At 71.7% G+C, this 22288-nt stretch carries 22 protein-coding genes and 1 pseudogene; 14 read left to right on the top strand and 9 right to left on the bottom strand.

Annotated elements, in window-relative coordinates:
• Window positions 1-11 precede the first annotated feature (11 nt).
• Genes ybeY through ACIP5M_RS30445 form a run of 4 tightly spaced genes read left to right on the top strand, consistent with a single transcriptional unit; the run spans window position 12 to window position 2578 of the window.
• Window positions 12-509 (top strand): rRNA maturation RNase YbeY, encoded by a 498-nt coding sequence (gene ybeY, locus ACIP5M_RS30460; RefSeq protein WP_401202629.1) that lies wholly within the window; start codon window positions 12-14, stop codon window positions 507-509.
• On the top strand, window positions 506-1813 hold the full coding sequence (locus ACIP5M_RS30455; RefSeq protein ID WP_401202627.1) for a hemolysin family protein: 1308 nt from the start codon (window positions 506-508) through the stop codon (window positions 1811-1813). The genes ybeY and ACIP5M_RS30455 overlap by 4 nt, the downstream gene beginning before the upstream one ends.
• Window positions 1810-2163 carry an MmcQ/YjbR family DNA-binding protein gene (locus ACIP5M_RS30450; protein WP_401202626.1) on the top strand — a complete coding sequence of 118 codons (354 nt, stop codon included), beginning with the start codon at window positions 1810-1812 and terminating at the stop codon, window positions 2161-2163. The genes ACIP5M_RS30455 and ACIP5M_RS30450 overlap by 4 nt, the downstream gene beginning before the upstream one ends.
• 58 nt (window positions 2164-2221) lie before the next feature.
• Window positions 2222-2578, top strand: a complete 357-nt coding sequence (locus tag ACIP5M_RS30445) for a cytidine deaminase (protein WP_401202624.1) — start codon at window positions 2222-2224, stop codon at window positions 2576-2578.
• A 14-nt stretch (window positions 2579-2592) separates the two neighbouring features.
• Here the strand turns inward: ACIP5M_RS30445 and ACIP5M_RS30440 are convergent, their stop codons facing one another.
• On the bottom strand, window positions 2593-3906 hold the full coding sequence (locus tag ACIP5M_RS30440) for an MFS transporter (protein WP_401202622.1): 1314 nt from the start codon (window positions 3904-3906) through the stop codon (window positions 2593-2595).
• A gap of 71 nt (window positions 3907-3977) precedes the next feature.
• Between ACIP5M_RS30440 and ACIP5M_RS30435 the strand changes: the two genes are divergently transcribed.
• From ACIP5M_RS30435 to era, 4 genes and pseudogenes are all read left to right on the top strand, one after another.
• Entirely contained in the window at window positions 3978-5060 is a 1083-nt protein-coding gene (locus tag ACIP5M_RS30435; protein WP_401202620.1) for a GlxA family transcriptional regulator, read from the top strand.
• Window positions 5061-5168: 108 nt separating this feature from the next.
• Window positions 5169-6452 carry a beta-xylosidase gene (locus ACIP5M_RS30430; protein WP_401202767.1) on the top strand — a complete coding sequence of 428 codons (1284 nt, stop codon included), beginning with the start codon at window positions 5169-5171 and terminating at the stop codon, window positions 6450-6452.
• A pseudogene (locus tag ACIP5M_RS30425) lies at window positions 6449-6928 on the top strand (WxL protein peptidoglycan domain-containing protein); the annotation flags it as partial. The gene ACIP5M_RS30430 and the pseudogene ACIP5M_RS30425, both read left to right, overlap by 4 nt.
• A 495-nt stretch (window positions 6929-7423) precedes the next feature.
• On the top strand, window positions 7424-8374 hold the full coding sequence (gene era, locus ACIP5M_RS30420) for a GTPase Era (RefSeq protein WP_401202765.1): 951 nt from the start codon (window positions 7424-7426) through the stop codon (window positions 8372-8374).
• 61 nt (window positions 8375-8435) lie between these two features.
• On the opposite strand, the gene ACIP5M_RS30415 is transcribed toward era, so the two are convergent.
• From ACIP5M_RS30415 to ACIP5M_RS30405, 3 genes are all read right to left on the bottom strand, one after another.
• On the bottom strand, window positions 8436-9245 hold the full coding sequence (locus tag ACIP5M_RS30415) for a GNAT family N-acetyltransferase (RefSeq protein WP_401202619.1): 810 nt from the start codon (window positions 9243-9245) through the stop codon (window positions 8436-8438).
• 85 nt (window positions 9246-9330) lie between these two features.
• Window positions 9331-9600, bottom strand: coding sequence for a protealysin inhibitor emfourin (locus tag ACIP5M_RS30410; RefSeq protein ID WP_401202617.1), 270 nt, complete (start codon window positions 9598-9600; stop codon window positions 9331-9333).
• A gap of 10 nt (window positions 9601-9610) precedes the next feature.
• Entirely contained in the window at window positions 9611-10684 is a 1074-nt protein-coding gene (locus ACIP5M_RS30405) for a M4 family metallopeptidase (RefSeq protein ID WP_401202616.1), read from the bottom strand.
• A gap of 363 nt (window positions 10685-11047) precedes the next feature.
• Here ACIP5M_RS30405 and leuA point away from each other — a divergent pair, with 363 nt between their 5' ends.
• Window positions 11048-12811: a 2-isopropylmalate synthase gene (leuA, locus tag ACIP5M_RS30400; RefSeq protein ID WP_401202614.1), complete on the top strand. Its 1764-nt coding sequence runs from the start codon at window positions 11048-11050 to the stop codon at window positions 12809-12811.
• A gap of 65 nt (window positions 12812-12876) precedes the next feature.
• On the opposite strand, the gene ACIP5M_RS30395 is transcribed toward leuA, so the two are convergent.
• Window positions 12877-13635: an SDR family NAD(P)-dependent oxidoreductase gene (locus tag ACIP5M_RS30395; protein ID WP_401202612.1), complete on the bottom strand. Its 759-nt coding sequence runs from the start codon at window positions 13633-13635 to the stop codon at window positions 12877-12879.
• A gap of 193 nt (window positions 13636-13828) precedes the next feature.
• Here ACIP5M_RS30395 and ACIP5M_RS30390 point away from each other — a divergent pair, with 193 nt between their 5' ends.
• The 5 genes from ACIP5M_RS30390 (at window position 13829) to ACIP5M_RS30370 (ending at window position 19082) form a co-directional block, all read left to right on the top strand.
• Window positions 13829-14524, top strand: a complete 696-nt coding sequence (locus tag ACIP5M_RS30390; protein ID WP_401202610.1) for a TerB family tellurite resistance protein — start codon at window positions 13829-13831, stop codon at window positions 14522-14524.
• Between the two features lie 619 nt (window positions 14525-15143).
• Window positions 15144-16847 (top strand): solute carrier family 23 protein, encoded by a 1704-nt coding sequence (locus ACIP5M_RS30385; protein ID WP_401202608.1) that lies wholly within the window; start codon window positions 15144-15146, stop codon window positions 16845-16847.
• Between the two features lie 84 nt (window positions 16848-16931).
• Complete coding sequence (recO, locus tag ACIP5M_RS30380; RefSeq protein WP_215141943.1) at window positions 16932-17678, top strand: DNA repair protein RecO; 747 nt, start codon at window positions 16932-16934, stop codon at window positions 17676-17678.
• 11 nt (window positions 17679-17689) lie between these two features.
• Window positions 17690-18511, top strand: a complete 822-nt coding sequence (locus tag ACIP5M_RS30375) for an isoprenyl transferase (RefSeq protein ID WP_401202606.1) — start codon at window positions 17690-17692, stop codon at window positions 18509-18511.
• A 28-nt stretch (window positions 18512-18539) separates the two neighbouring features.
• Window positions 18540-19082: a hypothetical protein gene (locus ACIP5M_RS30370; RefSeq protein ID WP_401202604.1), complete on the top strand. Its 543-nt coding sequence runs from the start codon at window positions 18540-18542 to the stop codon at window positions 19080-19082.
• A gap of 21 nt (window positions 19083-19103) precedes the next feature.
• Here the strand turns inward: ACIP5M_RS30370 and ACIP5M_RS30365 are convergent, their stop codons facing one another.
• The 4 genes from ACIP5M_RS30365 to ACIP5M_RS30350 are packed head-to-tail and all read right to left on the bottom strand — an operon-like array spanning window position 19104 to window position 22254.
• Window positions 19104-19541, bottom strand: a complete 438-nt coding sequence (locus ACIP5M_RS30365) for a Fur family transcriptional regulator (RefSeq protein WP_401202603.1) — start codon at window positions 19539-19541, stop codon at window positions 19104-19106.
• Window positions 19542-19592: 51 nt separating this feature from the next.
• On the bottom strand, window positions 19593-20459 hold the full coding sequence (locus tag ACIP5M_RS30360; protein ID WP_401202602.1) for a metal ABC transporter permease: 867 nt from the start codon (window positions 20457-20459) through the stop codon (window positions 19593-19595).
• A complete protein-coding gene (locus ACIP5M_RS30355; RefSeq protein WP_401202763.1) occupies window positions 20459-21250 on the bottom strand; it encodes a metal ABC transporter ATP-binding protein in 792 nt (263 codons plus the stop codon). The genes ACIP5M_RS30360 and ACIP5M_RS30355 overlap by 1 nt, the downstream gene beginning before the upstream one ends.
• Before the next feature lie 29 nt (window positions 21251-21279).
• Window positions 21280-22254: a metal ABC transporter substrate-binding protein gene (locus ACIP5M_RS30350; protein WP_401202601.1), complete on the bottom strand. Its 975-nt coding sequence runs from the start codon at window positions 22252-22254 to the stop codon at window positions 21280-21282.
• Window positions 22255-22288 lie beyond the last annotated feature (34 nt).

Genomic DNA, 22288 nt, shown 5'->3' with positions numbered 1-22288 from the left:
CCCAGCGCACCATGTCGATCGACGTCAACAACGAGTCCGGAACCGAGGTCGACGAGCAGGCGATCCTCGACATCGCCCGCTACGCGCTCACCCGGATGCGGATCCACCCGCTCTCGGAGCTCTCCGTCATCGTCGTCGACGAGGACGCCATGGAGCAGCTCCACATCCAGTGGATGGACCTGCCCGGACCCACCGACGTCATGTCCTTCCCGATGGACGAACTGCGTCCCCCGGCGAAGGACGACGAGGAGCCCCCGCAGGGGCTCCTCGGTGACATCGTGCTCTGCCCCGAGGTCGCCAAGAGGCAGGGCGAGGACGCCCCGACGCAGCACTCCATGGACGAGGAGCTCCAACTCCTCACGGTCCACGGGGTGCTGCACCTGCTCGGCTACGACCACGAGGAACCCGACGAGAAGGCCGAGATGTTCGGCCTCCAGGCGGCCATCGTCGACGGCTGGCGCGCCGAGCGCGGCATGACCGGTCCGTCCCCGGCCCCCACCGTCTCGTGACCGCCGCGCCTCAGCTGATCACCGGGGCGGTCCTGCTGGTGGTGGTGGCCTGGTTCGCGGCCTGCGCCGAGTCCGGGATCGCCCGGATGTCGAGCTTCCGCGCCGAACAGGCCGTACGGGCGGGCCGGCGCGGCAGCGCGAAGCTGGCGCAGGTGGCCGGCGACCCCACCCGCTACCTCAACGTGGCCCTGCTGGTCCGCGTGACCTGCGAGATGGCGGCCGGCGTCCTCGTCACCTACGTCTGCCTCGACGAGTTCGGCGAGAACTGGACCGCGCTGCTCGTGGCCATCGCCGTGATGGTGCTGGTCTCCTTCGTCGCCGTCGGGGTCTCCCCGCGCACCATCGGCCGACAGCACCCGCTGAACACCGCGACGGCGGCCGCGTACGTCCTCGTCCCGCTCGCCCGGGTGATGGGGCCGATCCCGCAGCTGCTGATCCTCATCGGCAACGCGCTCACGCCCGGAAAGGGCTTCCGCAAGGGGCCGTTCGCCTCCGAGGCCGAGCTGCGCGCGATGGTGGACCTCGCGGAGAAGGAATCGCTGATCGAGGACGACGAGCGCCGGATGGTGCACCAGGTCTTCGAACTGGGCGACACGCTGGTGCGCGAGGTGATGGTGCCGCGCACCGACCTGGTCTGCATCGAGCGGTACAAGACGATCCGTCAGGCCACGACCCTCGCCCTGCGCTCCGGCTTCTCGCGCATCCCGGTGACCGGGGAGAACGAGGACGACATCGTCGGGATCGTCTACCTGAAGGACCTCGTCCGCAAGACCCACATCAGCCGGGAGGCGGAGGCCGACCTGGTCTCCACGGCGATGCGGCCGGCCGCCTTCGTGCCCGACACCAAGAACGCGGGCGATCTGCTGCGCGAGATGCAGCAGGTGCGCAACCACGTGGCGGTCGTCATCGACGAGTACGGCGGCACGGCCGGCATCGTCACCATCGAGGACATCCTCGAGGAGATCGTCGGCGAGATCACCGACGAGTACGACCGGGAGCTCCCGCCGGTCGAGGACCTCGGCGAGGACCGCTACCGGGTCACGGCGCGCCTGGACATCACCGACCTCGGTGAGCTGTTCAAGGTCGAGGCCTTCGACGACGAGGACGTGGAGACGGTCGGCGGACTGCTGGCCAAGGCCCTGGGCCGGGTGCCGATCGCGGGCGCCTCGGCGCTGGTGGCCCTGCCCGACGGGCGTCCGCTGCGGCTGACGGCCGAGTCCCCCGCCGGGCGGCGGAACAAGATCGTGACGGTGCTGGTGGAACCGGTGGCCGCGGCGGAGACCGCGGGGGAGGAGGGGGAGTGACCCCGGCGCAACTGCGGGAGTTCTGCCTGAGCTTCAACGCGGCGGTGGAGGAGTTCCCGTTCACCCCGGAGACCTCGGTGTTCAAGGTGCTGGGCAAGATGTTCGCGCTGTCGGCGCTGGACGCGGAGCCGCTCAAGGTCAACCTCAAGTGCGAGCCGGAGCTGGCGGTGCGGCTGCGCGAGGAGCACGAGGCGATCGCGCCGGGCTATCACATGAACAAGCGGCACTGGAACACGGTGACGGTGGGCGGCCTGCCGGACGCGATGGTCCGGGAGCTCGTGGAGGACTCGTACGACCTGGTGGTCGCCGGTCTGCCGAGGGCGGAGCGGCTGCGGCTCGACCGGCCGTGAGACCGCCCCGGCGGGGTGGTTGCACGGCTGCGCCGGGAGGCTCCCTATGCTTTCGCCCATGACCGACACCACCGGGATCGACCCCGAGGACACCAAGATCATCACGCTGGCGCGCAGCGCCCGGGCCCGCAACGGCGTGCCCGAGGGCGCGGCGGTGCGGGACGAGACGGGCCGCACCTACGTCGCCGGGACGGTGGAGCTCGACTCCCTGAAGCTGAGCGCGCTCCAGACCGCGGTCGCGATGGCGGTGGCGAGCGGGGCCCGGTCCCTGGAGGCCGCCGCCGTGGTCAGCGCGGCCGACGCCCCGGCCGAGGCCGACCGGGCGGCCGTCCGCGACCTGGGCGGCCCGGAGACCCCGGTCCTCCTGGCGGCCCCGGACGGCACCCTGAAGTCGTCCACGCCGGCCGGCCCGTAGGCCTCGGGCCGGGACTACTGGGCCGCCGCTGCAGCGGGCGCGGGCCCGGCGGAGCGGGAGCGGCGGATGACCATCGCCATCAGGGCCGCCATCGCGCACAGGCCGCCGGACGCGTACCAGACCAGGTCGTACGAGCCGAAGGCGTCCCGGGCCAGGCCGCCGAGGAAGGCCACCACGGCCGCGCCGACCTGGTGCGAGGCCAGGACCCACCCGAAGACGATCGCGCTGTCCTGTCCGTACTGCTCGCGGCACAGCGCGATCGTCGGCGGGACGGTGGCGACCCAGTCCAGCCCGTAGAAGACGATGAAGAAGACCAGGGGCGGCTGCACCGAGGGCGCCAGCAGCATCGGCAGGAAGAGCAGCGAGATCCCGCGCAGCGCGTAGTACACGGCCAGCAGGCGCCGGGCGTCGAAGCGGTCCGTGAACCAGCCCGAGGCGATCGTGCCGACCACGTCGAACACGCCGATCACCGCGAGCAGCCCGGCGGCCGCCGTCACCGGCATGCCGTGGTCGTGGGCGGACGGCACGAAGTGGACCCGCACCAGCCCGTTGGTCGAGGCCCCGCAGATAGCGAAGGTGCCCGCCAGCAGCCAGAACGGTCCGGTCCGGGCCGCCTTGAACAGTACGGTGACGGCTCTGCGGGCCGCGCCCGTGACGGGTGCGGGCTTGGGCTCGTAGGTGCCCCCGTACGGGGCCAGGCCCACGTCCGCCGGGTGGTCGCGCAGCAGCAGCCACACGAAGGGGACCACGGCCAGGGCCGCCAGCGACACGGTGATCGACGCCGGCCGCCAGCCGTGGTGTTCCACCAGCCACGACAGCAAGGGCAGGAAGATCAGCTGCCCGGAGGCGCCGGCGGCGGTCAGGATGCCCGTGATCAGCCCGCGCCGCGCGGTGAACCAGCGGTTGGTCACCGTCGCCGCGAAGGCCAGTGCCATAGAGCCGCTGCCGAGGCCGACCAGCACGCCCCAGAACAGCACCAGCTGCCAGGACGCGGTCATCCACACCGTGGCCGCCGAACCGCCGGCGATGACGGTCAGGGCCACCGCGACGACCTTGCGGATGCCGAAGCGGTCCATCAGGGCGGCGGCGAAGGGGGCGGTGAGCCCGTAGAGCGCGAGATTGACGGAGACCGCGAAGCCGATCGTGCCGCGCGACCAGTCGAACTCCTCGTGCAGCGGCTCGATGAGCAGTCCGGGGAGGGAGGCGAAGGCGGCGGCGCCGATGATCGTCACGAAGGCCACGGCGGCGGCGAACCACGCGCGGTGGATGCGTCCGGGCCTGCGGGGCGCCTGCGGGGCGGCGGTGGAGGTGGGTGCTGTCTGCGTCACGACGACAGCTTCCGGCCTCCGGGACACCGCACGACAGTGGCCTGACTGTCATCCTTCGATATGATCGGGCCATGGATGCGACCCAGCCGCAGAAGACGCAGGAGACCCCGGAGCCGTCGGAGGGCCGCAGGCCGCACCGGGTGGTCGTCCTCGCCCTCACCGGGCTGCTGCCCTTCGAACTCGGCATGCCGCACCGGATCTTCGGCCGCGCCAAGGACCCGGCCGGGCGGCCGCTGTACGAGATCCTCACCTGCGGGCTCGCCCCCGGCGCGGTGCGTACGGACGCCGACTTCGCGATCCACGTCGAGCACGGCCCCGAGCTGCTCGGCACCGCCGACACCGTGGTGGTGCCGGCCTCGCACGAGCTGGGCCCGGTCCACGAGCGGGGCGCGCTGACCGACGAGCTCGCGGCGGCCCTCGCGCACATCCGGCCCGGCACCCGTCTGGTCTCCATCTGTACCGGCGGCTACGTCCTGGCGGCGGCCGGATACCTGGACGGCCGCCGGGCCACCACCCACTGGGCCTACGCCGAGCACTTCCAGCGGCTCTTCCCGGCCGTACGGGTCGACGCGAACGTGCTCTACACCGACGACGGGGACGTGCTGACCTCCGCCGGAGTCGCCGCCGGCATCGACCTGTGCCTGCACATCGTCCGCCGCGACCACGGCGCGGCCGTCGCCAACGACGTGGCCCGGCGGACCGTCGTACCGCCGCACCGGGACGGCGGGCAGGCACAGTTCATCGCGCGCCCGGTGCCGAAGCCGCAGGTCGCCAGCACCACGGCGGCCCGCGCCTGGGTGCTGGACCGGCTGCACGAACCGCTGCGCCTGAGCGACCTGGCGCGCCAGGAGGCCATGTCGGTACGGACCTTCACGCGCCGGTTCCGGGAGGAGTCGGGCATCAGCCCCGGCGAGTGGATCACCGGTCAGCGGGTGGAGCGGGCCCGGCAGTTGCTGGAGCAGACGGACCTGCCGATGGAGCAGGTGGCGCGGGAGACCGGCTTCGGGACGGCCCAGTCGCTGCGCAAGCACGTGCAGGCGGCGCTGGGCGTCAGCCCGACCGCCTACCGCCGCACCTTCAAGGCGACGGCCCCGGCTCCCGGTTCGCCGACATCTCCTGATGGGCCATCAGATGATGCCGGCTCCGTGCATTGACTTCTCCCGCCGCCCACTCGTGAATGGCCCCCTGTCGGCGGGACGGAACCCAGGGGGCGGGCAGTGCGAACAGGGGCGCGCAGCAGGAGATGGTCGGTGGCCGTCGGCATGGCGGTCCTCGCGGCCGCGACCGGGGGCGCGCTGAGCGCACCGGCCGCCGCCGACGGAGAACCGGCCCCCGGCCAGGTGACCTTCCCGACGCACTGCCTGCCGCCGCAGGAGGCCGGGCTTCCGCCCGCCGAGGGCCCGACCACCGCCCGGATCACCGTCGACGACCCGGCCCCGCAGGTCGGCGACACCGTCACCGTGACCTACCAGGTGGCAGTGACCCCCGCCGTGAACCCCGTCGGCGGCGAACTCCCCGCGGACGTCCTGACCCCGACCGGACGCGTCCTTCTCGCGGGCGCCCAGCGCGGCGAGGTCACCGTGGTCGGCGCCAGGCGAAACGATCCCGTCCCGCCGGGCGCGGCCCTCCCGGCCGTCACGATGACCGGCACCTTCACCGTCACCGCGCCCGGCGAGATCACCCTGGCCCCCGCCGGCTACACCCTGCACACCGGCCATCTGCTGGACCTCGACACCACCTGCTCGGCGACCGGAACCCCCGTCTCCGAGCGCCTCCACGCGACCCCGCTGCCCACGGCGAACCTGCGCAGCGTCGCGCTCGCGGCGGCGTACGGGAAGCCGGGCGCCAAGGTCGAGGTCACCGCCGCCGGCTTCACCCCGGGAGCCACGGTGACGGTGGCGGGCCGGGCGGGCGCCGCCGAGACCGCCGACCGGGTGGCCGCCACGGCGGACCGGCTGGGCGTGGCCCGGGCGCAGCTCCCGGTCACCGACCGGGCCACCAGCGCGGTGGTCGCCTACGAGGGCCCGGGCTGGTCGGCGGAACGGGGCTCGGGGCCGGCCGCGTACACGGTCGTCGACGCCGCGCCGCTGCCGCCGGGCACGCAGAAGCTGACCGCCACCGTCGAGCCGGGCGCGCTGGGCATGACCCAGGCGGGCGAGGACATCGCCCTCGGGGCGGTCCCGTACGGCGAGGGCGGCGCCGCCCCCGGCCGGATCGGGACCGTCACGGTCAGGGACGCGCGCGGCGGCCCGGCCGGCTGGTCGCTGACCGGCAAGGTCGGCGACTTCACGGGGCCGGGAGGGGTGCGGATCCCCGGGGGCGCGCTGTCGTGGAACCCGTCGTGCGTGGCGGCGGCGGGCAGCCCGAGCGTGTGTGTGGCGGGCAGCGCGGGGGTGGTGGGGCCGGAGGGGGCCGTCCTGGCGTCGACGCCCGACGCGGCGCTGGTCGGCGGCACGTTCACCGTGGACGCGGACGTCACCCTGCGGGTGCCGCCGTACACGCCGCCGGGCTCGTACACGGCGGTCCTGACCCTCACCCTGTCGTGACGGCCCGCGCGGCGGTGGCCCGCCTCGGCCGGGCGGCGCAGGCCGGGTTCGCCGCCGGGGCGGCCGCGGCCGGGCTCGTCGCCGCGGCGGCCGTAGCGGGCCTGGGCCTGGTACTGGCCGGGCCCGCCGGGACGGCCGCGGCCGCCGACAACGGGCAATGGTCCGTGCTGCCGGCCGCGAACACCGTGGGCCAGCGCCCGTACTTCTACCTCGCCGCCGCCCCCGGCCAGAGCGTCACCGACTCCGTCACCATCGCCAACCGCACCGACCGCCCCCGCACCTTCCGCCTCTACGCCGCCGACGCCTACAACACCCCCCGCGACGGCGGCTTCGCCCTCCGCGGCCCCGACGAACCGCGCCGGGCCACTGCCGCATGGGCCACGCTCGACCGCGAGCGGGTGACCGTACCGGCCCGGGCCGCGGTCGGCGTCGCCTTCCGCCTCACCGTCCCCGACCGGGCGGAACCCGGCGACCATCCCGGCGCCATCGTGGCCCTGGAGGACCGTGCGGGCGCTGCCGCGACCACGGGGATCGGCGTGCAGCAGGCCGTCGCCGCCCGCGTGTACCTCCGGGTGACCGGGCCCACCGCGCCCGCCCTCGCCGTACGGGAGGTCAGGGCCACCGGTACCGACGTCTCGTACACGCTCCACAACAACGGCAACGTCACCCTGCGCCCCCGCGCCACCCTCACCGCCACCGGTGCACTCGGCCGCCCCCTGCCCGGCGGCGGCCGCGAGCTCGCCGGGCTGCCCGCCGAACTGCTGCCGGGTCAGGAAGTCCGGCTCAAGGCCGCCTGGGACGGCCCGCCGCCCGCGGAATGGGCGGAGCTGACCGTACGCGCCCGGGCCGACGGAACCACAGCTCAGGGCAGTGCGGCCTACGCCGCGCACCCCCGGCTCGCCCCCCTCCTCGCGGGCGGGTCGGCCCTCGCGGCGGTGGCCTGGTCGGCGCGGGGAGTCGCATCGGGGAGAATGGCCCGTATGAGCGATCGTTCCCCCGAGTCCACCGCCCCGCACCGTGCGGGCTTCGCCTGCTTCGTCGGCCGCCCCAACGCGGGGAAGTCGACCCTCACCAACGCACTCGTGGGCACCAAGGTCGCGATCACCTCCAACCGGCCGCAGACCACCCGCCACACCGTCCGCGGCATCGTGCACCGCCCCGACGCCCAGCTCGTCCTCGTCGACACGCCCGGCCTCCACAAGCCGCGCACCCTGCTCGGCGAGCGCCTCAACGACGTCGTACGGACCACCTGGGCCGAGGTCGACGTCATCGGCTTCTGCCTGCCGGCCGACCAGAAGCTCGGCCCCGGCGACAAGTTCATCGCCAAGGAGCTCGCGGGGATCAAGAAGACCCCCAAGATCGCCATCATCACCAAGACCGACCTCGTCGAGTCCAAGGTGGTGGGCGAGCAGCTCATCGCCGTCCACCGGCTCGCCGAGGAGCTCGGCTTCGAGTGGGCCGAGATCGTCCCCGTCTCGGCGGTCGGCGACAGCCAGGTCCAGCTGCTGGCCGACCTGATCGCGCCGCTGCTGCCGGAGAGCCCGCCGCTGTACCCGGAGGGCGACCTCACGGACGAGCCCGAGATGGTCATGGTCGCCGAGCTGATCCGCGAGGCCGCGCTGGAGGGCGTACGGGACGAGCTCCCGCACTCCATCGCCGTGGTCGTCGAGGAGATGATCCCGCGCGAGAACCGCCCGGCCGACCGGCCGCTGCTCGACATCCACGCCAACGTCTACATCGAGCGGCCGAGCCAGAAGGGCATCATCATCGGCCCGAAGGGCGCCCGCCTGAAGGAGGTCGGGATGAAGTCGCGCAAGCACATCGAGGCGCTGCTCGGGACCCCGGTCTTCCTCGACCTGCACGTGAAGGTCGCCAAGGACTGGCAGCGGGACCCGAAGCAGCTCCGCAAGCTCGGCTTCTGATTCCCTCTCCACGCGCCGGACACCCCGCGGGGTGTCCGGCGGATCCCGGCCGGGCCGGCGCTCAGGCCGCCGGGGGCTCCGCGATCAGGGCCGTCGCCACGCGGCGGAAGCCGGCGCGGGCGTAGATGCGGGCCACGTCCTCGTCGCCCGCCGAGAGGAAGACGGTACGGGCGCCGTGCGCGAGGGCGTCCGCGACCAGGGCCGCCGTGACCCCGAGGGCCAGGCCCTGGCGGCGGGCTGCCGGGAGGGTGCCCACGGCCACCACCTCGGCGACGTCCCCGACCGGGTTGTACTGGCCCGAGCAGAGCACCACGCCGTCGCGGACGGCGGCCGCCATGGCGGTGGTACCTGCCGCGATCTTCCCGGACACCCGGGCCCGGCCTTCCTCAGCCGAGGGCTCGGCCGCCTTCGCCGCCAGCTCTGCCGGACCGGCTTCGCCGACCGCGGTCCCCGGGGCCCGGAAGGCCAGTGCCGGGACCGTGACCGCCGCCGTCAGCAGCGGATCGTCCGCGCCGAGGAGGCGTACCTCCGGATGCGCGGGGAGCGGTATGGCCCCGGCGTCGAGCACCATCAGCGGGTGCGCGTGCACGTGCAGCCCCGCCGCCTCCACCGCGGCGCGCAGCGAGGGGCTGGTTTCGGCCACCCACTCGAAGGACTCCGGCACCTCCAGCTCCCGCTGCCTCTCGAGCACCTTCCGTACGTCCGCGGCGGTCACCTCGCCGTCGCCCCCGAGCGCGGGCCGCGCATAGTACGGCCAGCCCGTGCCCTCCTGGACGAACAGGGTGAGCGGTCCGAAGTCCTCGGCCCGTGCCCCGCCGACCCGCGGGGCCGTGTCGTAGTACTGCTCAAGCGAGTCCAAGATCGTAGTCATCCGGCCATCCAAGCAAAACGGTGCCGGGAGGGCACTCCTTTTAGAGCGCCCTCCCGGCACCGTGCCACCTCTCAGGCGCCCCCGCTCACGCCCCCTCCTTCAGGATGCGCGAGATGAGGGACCGCTGCGCATCCGACAGGTTCGGCTCCTGGCAGGCCACCGTCCGCCCGTCCACCGTGATCCGGTACGAGAACCCGTCCCGCACCCGGTCCGCCCCGGGCCCCGGCGGGCCGGGCCGCAGCGCCAGCCGGGCCAGGGCCTGCAACTCGGCCTCGTCAGGCCGGCCCGAGGTGTCCACCTCGGCCCGGCGCTCGATGCCCGCGAAACCGCCCGTCCGTACCACCTGAATCCGCATGCGTGCCGTTCTACCCCGCCGGCGCGACGCCCACCACCGACCAGGCCTTTTGCAGGGCCAGGTGTTCGGCGCCCCCGTCCCCGTACCGGGCGACGGCGGCAGCCGTCGACAGCCGGGCGAAGTCCGCGAAGTCGGCGTTCGAGTCCAGCCCGCCGCCCGTGAGGGTGTCGTACCAGATCTGCCCGGCGCGCTCCCAGGCCTTGCCGCCCAGCTCGGTCGCCACCACGTAGAAGGCGTGGTTGGGAATGCCGGAGTTGATGTGCACGCCGCCGTTGTCGCGCTCGGTCCGCACGTAGTCGTCCATGGTGGCCGGCTGCGGGTCCTTGCCGAGCTCGTCGTCGTCGTACGCCGTCCCCGGCGCCTTCATCGACCGCAGCGCGACCCCGCTGACATCGGGCCCGAGCAGTCCGGCCCCGATCAGCCAGTCGGCCTGGTCCGCCGTCTGCTCCAGCGAGTACTGCTTGATCAGGGAGCCGAAGACGTCCGACATGGACTCGTTCAGGGCGCCCGACTGGCCGTGGTAGTTCAGATTCGCCGTGTACTGCGTGACCCCGTGGGTCAGCTCGTGCCCGATGACGTCCACCGCGACCGTGAAGTCGAGGAAGAGGTCCCCGTCCCCGTCGCCGAAGACCATCTGCTGCCCGTCCCAGAAGGCGTTGTTGTAGTCCTCGCCGTAATGGACGCTCGCGTCCAGCGCGAGACCGGCGCCGTCGATCGACCGCCGTCCGAAGCCCTTCAGGAACAGCTCGTACGTCGCCCCGAGCCCGGCGTACGCGCGGTTGACGGTGGCGTCCCTGCTCGGCTCCTCTCCCTCCCCGCGCACCTTCTTCCCGGGCAGCCGGGTGCGGTGCTGGGCGTCGTAGACGGTCCGGCGCGGATCGTCGGAGTCGGGCGCCTCCGGCGTTGCCGCGAGGCCCCGGACGGCGGTGACCCGGCGCCGGGTGCGCAGGAGGGAGTCGCGTTCGAGGGTGCGCTGGGCGAGATCGGCGCGCCGCGCGTCGCCGGAGAGGGCGGCCTTGTCGAGCAGGTGCGGCGGCACGACGGTGCAGAAGACGGGGTGACGGTGGCTGTGGGAGGCATCCATGCCCGGAAATGTGGCAGCGGGTCATACCAATGTCACTAGCTGCAACCATGATTCATTCAGGTGTCTGAATGCGGGGGCGTCGCGTTGACGGATCCAACGGACCTTCCCGAGTGAAAGAGGCTTAGCTCACATTTGGTGTAAATCGGACAGGGCGGTCTTGCATACTGAACAGGTCCTCGCGTTACGGCGCGGCTCGGCTAGGCTCGGCCCATCATGCGTTTCGGGCTGCTTCTCCTTAGCTGCCGCGGCGAGGGTCTGTAGTCGTAGGCCGACCCCCTCCCCGCGGAGTTTGGTGTTGCGGTTTTTACGACCGTCGTCGGCCGTTCAGCGAACTACACGCGAACACGCGAGGAGCCCAACGCCATGAGTCAGCACACTTTTGTCGGTCGCCCCACGCCCATCACCAACGCGACCCACACCCAGAAGCCCTCCGGGATGCCGATCCACAAGTACGGCCAGTACGAGCAGGTGGACATCCCGGACCGCACCTGGCCGGACGCCCGCGTCACGAAGGCTCCCCGCTGGCTCTCCACCGACCTGCGCGACGGCAACCAGTCGCTGATCGACCCGATGACGCCCGCCCGCAAGCGCGAGATGTTCGACCTGCTGGTGCGCATGGGCTACAAGGAGATCGAGGTCGGCTTCCCGTCCTCCGGTGAGACCGACTTCGCCTTCGTACGTTCCATCATCGAAGAGGGCGCGATCCCGGACGACGTCACCATCTCCGTGCTGACCCAGGCCCGCGAGGACCTGATCGAACGGACCGTCGAGTCGCTGATCGGTGCCAAGCGCGCCACCGTGCACCTGTACAACGCGACCGCCCCGACCTTCCGCCGGGTCGTCTTCCGCGGCTCCAAGGAGCAGATCAAGCAGATCGCCGTCGACGGCACCCGCCTGGTCATGGAGTACGCCGAGAAGCTGCTGGGCCCCGAGACCGTTTTCGGCTACCAGTACAGCCCGGAGATCTTCACGGACACCGAGCTGGACTTCGCCCTGGAGGTTTGCGAGGCGGTCTGTGACGTGTGGCAGCCGGCCGAGGGCCGCGAGATCATCCTGAACCTGCCCGCCACCGTGGAGCGCTCGACGCCGTCCACGCACGCGGACCGCTTCGAGTGGATGGCCCGCAACCTGACCCGCCGCGAGCACATCTGCATCTCCGTTCACCCGCACAACGACCGCGGCACCGCCGTCGCCGCCGCCGAGCTGGCGCTGATGGCCGGCGCCGACCGCATCGAGGGCTGCCTGTTCGGGCAGGGCGAGCGCACCGGCAACGTCGACCTGATCACGCTGGGCATGAACCTGTTCTCCCAGGGCATCGACCCCCAGATCGACTTCTCCCAGATCGACGAGATCCGCCGCACCAGCGAGTACTGCAACCAGATGGAGGTCCACCCGCGCCACCCCTACGCGGGCGACCTGGTCTACACCGCCTTCTCCGGCTCCCACCAGGACGCCATCAAGAAGGGCTTCGACGCCATGGAGGCCGACGCGGCCGCCCAGGGCAAGACGGTCGACGACATCGAGTGGGCGGTCCCGTACCTGCCGATCGACCCGAAGGACGTCGGCCGCTCCTACGAGGCGGTCATCCGCGTCAACTCGCAGTCCGGCAAGGGCGGCATCGCGTACGTCCTGAAGAACGACCACAAGCTGGACCTGCCGCGCCGCATGCAGATCGAGTTCTCCCGGATCATCCAGGCGAAGACCGACGCCGAGGGCGGCGAGGTCACGCCGAAGGCGATCTGGGACGTCTTCTCCGACGAGTACCTGCCGAACCCCGAGAACCCGTGGGGCCGCATCCAGCTGCGTTCCGGCCAGACCACCACCGACAAGGACGGCACCGACACGCTGACCGTCGAGGCGGTCGTGGACGGCGTGGACACCGTGCTGAACGGCACCGGCAACGGCCCGATCTCGGCCTTCTTCGACGCACTGGCCGGCATCGGCGTCGACGCCCGCCTGCTGGACTACACCGAGCACACCATGAGCGAGGGCGCCTCCGCCGTGGCCGCCTCGTACATCGAGTGCGCGATCGACGGCCGTGTCCTGTGGGGCATCGGAATCGACGCCAACACCACCCGCGCCTCCCTGAAGGCGGTCATCTCCGCCGTCAACCGCGCGGGCCGCTGAACCACCCGTGCGAAGCCCCGCCCCTCCGGCCGGAGGGGCGGGGCTCCGCCATTTTCCGTCGGGCCTCAGCGGGCCAGGTAGCCGCCGTCCACCGGCAGGACCACCCCCGTCACGAACGAGGCCGCGTCGGAGGCGAGGAAGGCGATGACGCGGGCCACCTCCTCCGGTTCCCCGAGCCGGCCCATCGGATGGGCTCCGGCGATCTCGGCGAGGTACTCCGGGCCACCCGGCTCCTCGTCCAGCGCCAGCACCCGCTCCGTACGGATGGTGCCGGGGGCCACCGCGTTGACGCGGATCCCGTGCGGCGCCCACTCCACCGCGAGGTGCTTGGTCAGCCCCGAGGCCACGAACTTCGCCGGCCCGTAGGCCGCCTGCCGGGCCTGTCCCGCGACCCCCGAGATCGAGGACAGGCACACCAGCGCCCCGCCCGGCGGATCCTGGGCGGTCATGGCCTCGATCGCGTACTTGCAGGTCAGGAACATCCCCCGGCCGTCGACCGCCATGACGTGGTCCCAGTCCTTGGGGCTGGTCTCCCGTACATCCGAAAGGGGGATCACGCCGGCGTTCGCCACGGCGACGTCGAGCCGCCCGTACGCGCCGACGGCCGCCTCGACCATCGCGCGGTTGGCCGCCGGATCGGACACGTCACCGGTCACGACGGTGATCGTGTGACCCTCGGCGGCCAGCTCCGCGCGCAGGGCCTCGAGGCCGGGGCCGTTGACGTCGGACGCGGTCACCCGGGCCCCCGAGCGGGCCAGCAGCAGGACCGTGGCCCGGCCGATGCCGCTCGCGGCGCCGGTCACCAGACAGGACTTCTCGTTCATGCGGCCGAGCGTAGGGAAGAGGGCGAGGTGGCGGGGGCGCACTTCGGCCAAGTGCGGCCCCCGCCCGATGTTGTCTTGTCACACGACTGACGCATCCTCACCGATGTGGCTAACATCACGCCAACCCGGCGATGTTGCCGTGGGGGTCCCTCCCGTGCCCGAAGGGCGACGGGGGCGTTTACGGAGGTGCGACGTGCTGCCAGTTCGGGGTGGGGACGGCCGGAAGCTGACGGTCTGGGGCATCCGTACCACCTGGAGCACCGTGGGCGACGGGGAGTTCTTCTGCCCGGCCTGCGGTGGAGACCGCAACTACCGCCGGCGGACCGGCCGCCGCCGTTTCACCGTCATGGGCGTGCCGCTGCTGCCGCGCGGGAGCGCCGGGCCCGTCGTCGAGTGCCAGGCCTGCCGGGAGCGCTTCGCCACGGACGTCCTGGACCACCTCACCACCACCCGCTTCACCGCGATGCTGCGCGACGCCGTGCACACCGTGGCGCTGGCCGTGCTCGCCGCCGGCGGCACCGCCTCGCGCAGCGCGCTGGAGGCCGCGCTGCACGCCGTACGGGCCGCGGGGTTCCAGGACTGCTCCGAGGAGCAGCTGGAGTCCCTCGTGGAGGCGCTGTCGAGCGACGAGGGGCGGCTCGGGCTGTACGACGTACCGGAGTGCTGCGGGGCCGCGCTGTCGATCGAGCTCCACGAGGCCCTGGAGCCGCTCGCTCCGCACCTGGCGGGTCCGGGCCGGGAGTCGATCCTGCTGCAGGGGGCCCGTATCGCGCTCGCGGACGGCCCGTACATCCCGGCGGAGCGCGAGGTGCTCTCCACCGTCGGCGCGGCGCTGCGGATCGACGCGGACGACGTGGCCCGGCTGCTGTCGGCGGTGCGCGCGCCGTAGCGCCCGCCCCCGTACCCGCCGACGTGACGCCCGAGCCCTCCGGGGTTCGGGCGTTTTTCGCTGTTCCGGACGCCGGGACCCGCTGAGCGGAGCGGATCCGTCCGAAAGTGGCCGGGTGGGAGGTAACGATCCGGCCTCACAGGGCCCTTTTCCGGTCTCGTGAACGTCCTGTGAACGCCGGAATCACATGGTCCACACACCGTCAGTCCACCAGTCGGACACCCGGAGCGCGCGTTCCGACTTCGCGGATCCGAAGGGAAGCGAAGCCTTTCTTCGCAGGTCAGACGGCGTGGACTTCGCGGGTGCGCAGCCGTCGGAGCCCTTTTGGGGGCGCTGTGCGCGTACACCTCCGCACGCGGTCGTGCCATTGGAGAAACCTACAGATCAGGTGCTCTCCAGGGTCAACAATTTGTGGAAGTCGACGATATCTGTGAGGCCCCCCACAGGCGTTCAATTCCGGTCACACGACAACACGAGGCCGTTAACACAGAGCGGCTTCGATGCACATAAGCGTGAACACACTGACAACCCCGGCGGATCAACGGGATAGCGACCCACTCCGGCCGGGGATAACCAGATCTCCTCTCAATTACCTACCTCTTTGAAGGGCAAGGCAGAGATGGCACGTGTCGCCGCCCGGCTCTCCCCCAGTGGAGACCAGAGCACGCACCCGGTCGACGAGGTGCTCCCCGTTCCCAAGCTCGCGCTGTACGGCTTCCAGCACGTACTCGCCTTCTACGCCGGCGCGGTGATCGTCCCGATCATCGTGGGCGGTGCCCTCGGCCTCACCACCGAGCAACTGGTCTACCTGATCAACGCGGACCTGTTCACCTGCGGTATCGCCTCGATCATCCAGGCCTTCGGCATCGGCCGGATCGGCGCGCGCCTGCCCCTCATCCAGGGCGTCACCTTCACCGCGGTGTCCCCGATGATCGCGATAGGCCTCGGGGCGGGCGGTGGGACGGCGGGCCTGCTCGTCATCTACGGCGCGGTCATCACGGCCGGCATCGCCACCTTCGCCTTCGCCTGGCTGCCCCCCAAGGCCTTCCGTACGGTCATGAGGCTCTTCCCGCCGGTCGTCACCGGCACGGTGATCACCGTCCTCGGCATCGTGCTGATCCCCGTCGGCCTCAACGACGCCGCGGGCGGCCTCGGCAGCCCCGACTTCGGCGATCCCAGGAACTTCGCCTACGCCGGCGGCACGATGATCTTCATCCTCGTCCTGATGAAGCTCGGCAAGCCCTTCCTCTCCAGCATCTCCATCCTGCTCGGCCTGGTCGGCGGCACCGCGGTCGCCTTCCTGCTCGGCGACGCCAAGTTCGGCGACGTGACCAACTCGGACTGGATCGGCATCACCACCCCGTTCCACTACGGAGCGCCGAAGTTCGCCTGGTTCCCGATCCTGCTGATGCTGATCGTCATGCTGATCACCATGGTCGAGACCACCGGTGACACGTACGCCGTCGGCGACATCGTCGGCAAGGAGATCGACAGCGAGACCGTGGCCCGCGCCCTGCGGGCCGACGGCGCCGCGACCGCCCTCGGCGGCGTCCTCAACTCCTTCCCGTACGTCGCCTTCGCCGAGAACGTCGGCCTGGTCCGCATGACCAAGGTCAAGAGCCGCTTCGTCGTGGTCGCCGCCGGTGTCTTCATGATCGTGCTGGGCCTGATCCCGAAGGCCGCCGCGATCGTCGCCGCCGTCCCGCACGGCGTGCTCGGCGGCGCCGCGACCGTGATGTTCGCCATGGTGGCCCTGGCCGGTATCCAGACGCTGGCCAAGGTCGACCTCAAGGAGGAGAAGAACGCGCTGGTCGTGGGTGTCTCCCTGGCCTTCGCGCTGCTCCCCGCCACCGTCCCGGTGCTCTTCAAGGACCACATGGACGCGGACCTCTCCTCGCTCCTGAACAGTGGTGTGACGCTCGGTGCCACGGCGGCGATCGTGCTCAACCTGATCTTCAACGGTCTGGCCAAGGACGACGCGCACGCCTCCATATCGGCCGCGGTGCCCGCCCAGGCGTCGGGTCCGGCCGACAGCGAGGCGCCGGCCGAGGCGGAAGCCCCGTCCGAGGCGAAGGCCCCGGCGGTCGAGGCGGAAGCCGCGTCCGAGACCGAGCCCGAGCCCGAGGCCAAGGCCGCCGACAAGGCAGCCGACAAGGCAGCCGACAAGCCCGCCGGCAAGGAAGAGGCGCCCGAGGTGCCTCAGGCGAAGACCGAGGCCGCAGCCGAGACGGTGGCCGAGGCCAAGGTCGGCGCCGCCGTGACCGCGGTCGCCGCAGATGCCGCGAAGGCGGACGCGGACGAGGAACCCGCACCCGCCTCCTGATCCTCCCAAGGGGCGTCGGCCCTCCGCCCGGACCGTGTCCGGGCGGAGGGCCATCGCCCTGCCCGGGCAGGCGACAATGGGCGCATGAGTCTGTTCCGCGACGACGGCATCGTGCTGCGCACCCAGAAGCTGGGTGAGGCGGACCGCATCATCACGCTGCTCACCCGGGGCCACGGCCGGGTACGGGCCGTCGCCCGCGGGGTCCGGCGCACGAAATCCAAATTCGGCGCCCGGCTGGAACCTTTCTCCCATGCCGACGTGCAGTTCTTCGCCCGCGGCAGCGAGCTGATCGGCCGCAGCCTCCCGCTGTGCACGCAGACCGAGATCATCGCCCCGTACGGGAACGGGATCGTCACCGACTACGCCCGCTACACCGCCGGCACCGCGATGCTGGAGACCGCCGAGCGGTTCACCGAGAACGAGGGCGAGCCGGCCGTACAGCAGTACCTCCTGCTGGTCGGCGCCCTGCGCACGCTCTCGCGCGGCGAACACGAACCGCACCTCATCCTCGACGCCTTCCTGCTGCGCTCCCTGGCCGTCAACGGCTACGCCCCCAGCTTCGAGGACTGCGCGAAGTGCGGGATCCACGGCCCGAACCGGCACTTCTCCGTCGCCGCGGGCGGGGTCATATGCGGGGACTGCCGGGTGCCCGGCAGCGTCGTACCCTCGTCGGAGGCCATCGCCCTGCTCAGCGCCCTGCTGACGGGCGACTGGAACCACGCGGACGCCTGCGAGGCGCGTCACGTGCGGGAGGGCAGCGGGCTGGTCTCGGCCTATCTGCACTGGCATCTGGAGCGCGGGCTACGCTCCTTGCGATACGTCGAGAAATAGGAGCTGGACACATGGCACGACGCGGGATTCTGGGACGCTCTCGCCGGGAGTACAAGGTTCCCGAGCCGCACCCGTCCGGTGCGGTCCCGCCGAAGATCCCCGGCGAGCTGATCCCGAACCACGTGGCCATCGTCATGGACGGCAACGGCCGCTGGGCCAAGGAGCGTGGCCTGCCGCGCACCGAGGGCCACAAGGTCGGCGAGGGCGTCGTGCTCGACGTGCTCAAGGGCTGCCTGGAGATGGGAGTCAAGAACCTCTCCCTCTACGCCTTCTCGACGGAGAACTGGAAGCGCTCGCCCGACGAGGTGCGCTTCCTCATGAACTTCAACCGCGATGTCATCCGGCGCCGCCGCGACGAGATGAACGAGCTGGGCATCCGCATCCGCTGGGTCGGCCGCATGCCGAAGATGTGGAAGTCCGTCGTCCAGGAGCTGCAGGTCGCGCAGGAGCAGACCGTCGACAACGACGCGATGACCCTGTACTTCTGCGTCAACTACGGCGGCCGCGCGGAGATCGCGGACGCGGCGCAGGCCATTGCCCGCGATGTCGCGGCCGGCAAGCTGGACCCGTCGAAGGTCAACGAGAAGACCTTCGCGAAGTACATCTACTACCCGGACATGCCGGACGTGGACCTCTTCCTGCGCCCCAGTGGCGAGCAGCGCACCTCCAACTACCTGATCTGGCAGAGCGCCTACGCCGAGATGGTCTACCAGGACGTGCTGTGGCCCGACTTCGACCGCCGTGACCTGTGGCGGGCCTGCCTGGAGTACGCGCAGCGCGACCGCCGCTTCGGCGGCGCCGTGCCCAACCAGCCGGAATCCCCGACCGGCTGAGCCCGCCCGGCCGCTACCCTCCACTGTCATGGACATGAATGTGGAGCAGGAGCAGGAGCAGGCGGTGGAGCTCGCCTACCGGCTCACCAAGGCGGACATGGCGGAGGCGCTCCGGGCCCGCGACCGGCACACGGCCGCGGGGCGCCGCAGGCTCTGGGTGTTCCGCGGGGTCGGGACGCTGCTGCTGCTCCTCGGCGTGCCCGCCCTGTTCGCGTCGAGCCCTTCCACCGACAAGCCGGCCTTCTTCGTGGCCGCCGGGGTGCTGCTGTGGGTGGTCTCGCTGTACGGCCACTGGCTCACGGCGCGGGCCTTCGGCGGGCTGCTGGCGAAGGCGGGGGACACCCGGACCACCGTCGACGACTCCGGGTTCCAGGTGGCGAACCAGGCCTCGACGACGCGCATGGGCTGGGCCGTGCATCCGACGTACGCGGAGACGGCGGGTTCGTTCGTGCTGCTCAGCGAGGGCAAGGGGGCGGTGGCCATCATGGTCCTGCCCAAGCGCGGCGCCCAGGACCCGGCCGAGGTGGACCGGCTGCGCGCGATCCTGGACCGGAACCTGAAGCGGCTCTAGCGGCGGCGCCGCGGCGCGCGGTCACACCTTTGGGGCGGCGGCCGCGCAGTCGGCGCAGGTGCCGAAGATCTCCACCGTGTGGGCGACGTTCACGTAGCCGTGCTCGGCCGCGATGGACTCGGCCCACTTCTCCACGGCCGGGCCCTCCACCTCGACGGCCTTGCCGCACTTGCGGCAGACCAGGTGGTGGTGGTGCTCCCCGGTGGAGCAGCGCCGGTACACGGACTCGCCGTCGCTGGTGCGCAGCACGTCGACCTCGCCGGCGTCCGCGAGGGACTGCAGGGTGCGGTAGACGGTGGTCAGGCCCACGGAGTCGCCACGGTGCTTGAGCATGTCGTGGAGTTCCTGGGCGCTGCGGAACTCGTCCACCTCGTCCAGCGCCGCCGCTACGGCGGCCCGCTGGCGGGTGGATCGTCCTCGTACTGGCGCGGTATTCGTCTCGCCAGGCGCAGTCGCCACCGGTTCCTCCTCGTATCGGCCTGCCGTCATTGTGCCAGGCGGCCGGCCGCCCTAGACCTTCACGTCGTCGCGGGTGCAGACCTCCTCGGCCTCGCGGGCCGCGTTCGCCCGCCTCCTGGCCAGCGGGGTCGAGACCGCCGTCATCACCATGAAGACGGCGATGGCGAGCAGCACGATGGTCCCACCGGACGGCGCGTCGATGTAGTACGTGGTCACCGTGCCCGTGAGCGAGACGAGCACGCCGATCACCATGGCCGCCGACAGGGTCGCGGTGAATCCGCGGGTGACGCGCTGGGCGGCCGCCACGGGGATCACCATCATGGCGCTGACCAGCAGCAGGCCCACGATGCGCATGGCGACGGTCACGGTGACGGCCGCCGTGACCGCGATCAGCAGGTTCAGCGCGCGCACCGGCAGGCCGGTGACGCGGGCGAACTCCTCGTCCTGGCAGACGGCGAACAGCTGACGGCGCAGGCCCAGCGTGACGGCGATGACGAACGCGGCGAGGATCACGACCGCCGTGACGTCCTCGGCCGAGACGGTGGTGATGGAGCCGAAGAGGTAGCTGGTCAGGTTGGCGGTGGAGCCGCCCGGAGCCAGGTTGATGATCATCACGCCGCCGGCCAGGCCGCCGTAGAAGAGCATGGCCAGCGCGATGTCACCGCTGGTCCGGCCGCGGGAGCGGATCAGCTCCATGCCGACCGCGCCGACGACCGCGACCAGGGTGGCCATCCACACCGGGCTGGCGTTGAACAGGAAGCCCAGCGCGACGCCGGTCATCGCCACGTGGCCGATGCCGTCGCCCATGACGGCCTGGCGGCGCTGGACGAGGTACGTGCCGATGGCCGGGGCGGTGAGGCCGACCAGCACGGCCGCGAGCAGCGCCCGCTGCATGAAGGCGTAGTTCAGGAGGTCCATCAGCTCAGCAGTCCCGTCCGCAGGGGCTCGGCGTCGTGCGCCGCGTGGGGGTGTACGTGGTCGTGGCCGGGCAGGGCGTGCTGGCCCACGGCCTCCGGGGGCGGCCCGTCGTGGACGACGCAGCCGTCGCGCAGCACGACGGCCCGGTCGATCAGCGGCTCCAGCGGGCCCAGCTCGTGCAGGACGAGCAGGACGGTGGTTCCGGCGGCGACCTGCTCGCGCAGGGCGCCCGCGAGGACCTCCTGGTTGGCCAGGTCCACCCCGGCCATCGGCTCGTCCATGATCAGGAGCTCCGGCTCGACTGCGAGCGCCCGGGCGATGAGTACGCGCTGGTGCTGGCCGCCGGAGAGGGCGTTGACGGAGGCGTCGGCGTGGGACTCCATGCCGACCAGCGTCAGGGCCCGCTCGACGGCGGCCTTGTCGGCCTTGCGCAGGATTCCGAAACGGGAGCGGGCCAGGCGGCCGGAGGAGACGACCTCGCGGACGGTGGCCGGGACGCCGCTGGCGGCGGTGGTGCGCTGGGGGACGTACCCGATGCGCGACCAGTCGCGGAAGCGCTTGAAGCCGGTGCCGAAGAGCGACAGCTCACCGCCGGAGAGCGGGACCTGGCCGACCACGGCACGCACGGCGGTGGACTTGCCGGAGCCGTTGGCGCCGAGCAGGGCGACGACCTCACCGCGGCGGACGGTGAGGTCGATCCCGCGCAGCACGGGGCGCGAGCCGAGCGAGGCCGTGGCCCCGCGCAGGGATATGACGGGCTGGTCGTCAGCCGGTCGGGGCGTGGACTGCATGGCTCGCGCCTCCGTTGCTGCTGCTGTCATCACTTGGCTCCGAGGGCCTTCTGCAGGTTCTTCAGGTTGGAACGCATGACCTCGAAGTAGTCAGCGCCCTGGGACTTGTCGGTGATTCCCTCGAGCGGGTCCAGGACGTCCGTCTTCAGGCCGGTGTCGGTCGCGAGGGACTTGGCGGTCTTGTCGCTGGCCAGCGTCTCGAAGAACACCGTGGAGACATTCTCCTGCTTCGCGACGGCCTGGAGTTCCTTCATCCGGGCCGGGCTCGGCTCGGACTCGGGGTCGACTCCGGAGATGCCCTCCTGGTCCAGGCCGTAGCGCTCGGCGAGGTAGCCGAAGGCGGAGTGGGTGGTGATGAAGGTCTTGGTGGCCGTGTTCTTCAGGCCGTCCTTGAACTCGGTGTCCAGCGCGGTCAGCTTGCCGACGAGCTCGTCGGTGTTCTTCCTGTAGTCCGCCGCGTGGTCGGGGTCGGCCTTCTCCAGGGCCGCGCCGACACCCTTGGTGACCTCCGCGTACTTGACCGGGTCGAGCCAGACGTGGGGGTCCTCGCCGGCTTCGGCCCCGTGGTCGTGGCCCTCGCCCTCGCCCTCGGCGTGATCGCCTTCGTGGCCGTGGTCGTGGCCGGAGGTTCCGTGGGCCTCGAGCCGGGTGAGGGTGGCGGCGTCGACGACGTTCTTCACGCCGGACTGGGCGACGGCCTTGTCGACGGCGGGCTGCAGGCTCTTGAGGTAGAGGACGACGTCGGCCTCGGCGAGCTGCGCGGTCTGCTTCGGGGTGATCTCCAGGTCGTGCGGTTCGACGCCCGGCTTGGTCAGGGCGGTGACCTTCACGTGGTCCTTGCCGATCTGCTCGGCCAGGAACTGCATCGGGTAGAAGGACGCCGTCACGTCGAGCGTGCCGTCCTTGCCGCTGCCTGCCGCTCCGGAGCAGGCGGTGAGGGCGGTGGCGGCGAGGGCCACGGCCCCGGCGAGGGCGGCGGTCGGTATGAGGCGTCGTACGTTCATGACATCCATTTTCATCAAAGATGGAAACGGTTGT

The sequence above is a fragment of the Streptomyces sp. NPDC088762 genome (assembly GCF_044750905.1).
Classification (GTDB): domain Bacteria; phylum Actinomycetota; class Actinomycetes; order Streptomycetales; family Streptomycetaceae; genus Streptomyces.
This window is presented reverse-complemented; position numbering and strand designations above follow the sequence as displayed.

Bases quoted from the DNA above. Each gene is read 5' to 3' on its own strand.
- ybeY (WP_401202629.1), top strand. From the start codon at position 12: ATGTCGATCGACGTCAACAACGAGTCCGGAACCGAGGTCGACGAGCAG.
- ACIP5M_RS30445 (WP_401202624.1), top strand. From the start codon at position 2,222: ATGACCGACACCACCGGGATCGACCCCGAGGACACCAAGATCATCACG.
- ACIP5M_RS30435 (WP_401202620.1), top strand. From the start codon at position 3,978: ATGGATGCGACCCAGCCGCAGAAGACGCAGGAGACCCCGGAGCCGTCG.
- ACIP5M_RS30430 (WP_401202767.1), top strand. From the start codon at position 5,169: ATGGCGGTCCTCGCGGCCGCGACCGGGGGCGCGCTGAGCGCACCGGCC.
- era (WP_401202765.1), top strand. From the start codon at position 7,424: ATGGCCCGTATGAGCGATCGTTCCCCCGAGTCCACCGCCCCGCACCGT.
- ACIP5M_RS30415 (WP_401202619.1), bottom strand. From the start codon at position 9,245: ATGACTACGATCTTGGACTCGCTTGAGCAGTACTACGACACGGCCCCG.
- ACIP5M_RS30410 (WP_401202617.1), bottom strand. From the start codon at position 9,600: ATGCGGATTCAGGTGGTACGGACGGGCGGTTTCGCGGGCATCGAGCGC.
- ACIP5M_RS30405 (WP_401202616.1), bottom strand. From the start codon at position 10,684: ATGGATGCCTCCCACAGCCACCGTCACCCCGTCTTCTGCACCGTCGTG.
- leuA (WP_401202614.1), top strand. From the start codon at position 11,048: ATGAGTCAGCACACTTTTGTCGGTCGCCCCACGCCCATCACCAACGCG.
- ACIP5M_RS30395 (WP_401202612.1), bottom strand. From the start codon at position 13,635: ATGAACGAGAAGTCCTGTCTGGTGACCGGCGCCGCGAGCGGCATCGGC.
- ACIP5M_RS30385 (WP_401202608.1), top strand. From the start codon at position 15,144: ATGGCACGTGTCGCCGCCCGGCTCTCCCCCAGTGGAGACCAGAGCACG.
- recO (WP_215141943.1), top strand. From the start codon at position 16,932: ATGAGTCTGTTCCGCGACGACGGCATCGTGCTGCGCACCCAGAAGCTG.
- ACIP5M_RS30375 (WP_401202606.1), top strand. From the start codon at position 17,690: ATGGCACGACGCGGGATTCTGGGACGCTCTCGCCGGGAGTACAAGGTT.
- ACIP5M_RS30370 (WP_401202604.1), top strand. From the start codon at position 18,540: ATGGACATGAATGTGGAGCAGGAGCAGGAGCAGGCGGTGGAGCTCGCC.
- ACIP5M_RS30360 (WP_401202602.1), bottom strand. From the start codon at position 20,459: ATGGACCTCCTGAACTACGCCTTCATGCAGCGGGCGCTGCTCGCGGCC.
- ACIP5M_RS30355 (WP_401202763.1), bottom strand. From the start codon at position 21,250: ATGCAGTCCACGCCCCGACCGGCTGACGACCAGCCCGTCATATCCCTG.
- ACIP5M_RS30350 (WP_401202601.1), bottom strand. From the start codon at position 22,254: ATGAACGTACGACGCCTCATACCGACCGCCGCCCTCGCCGGGGCCGTG.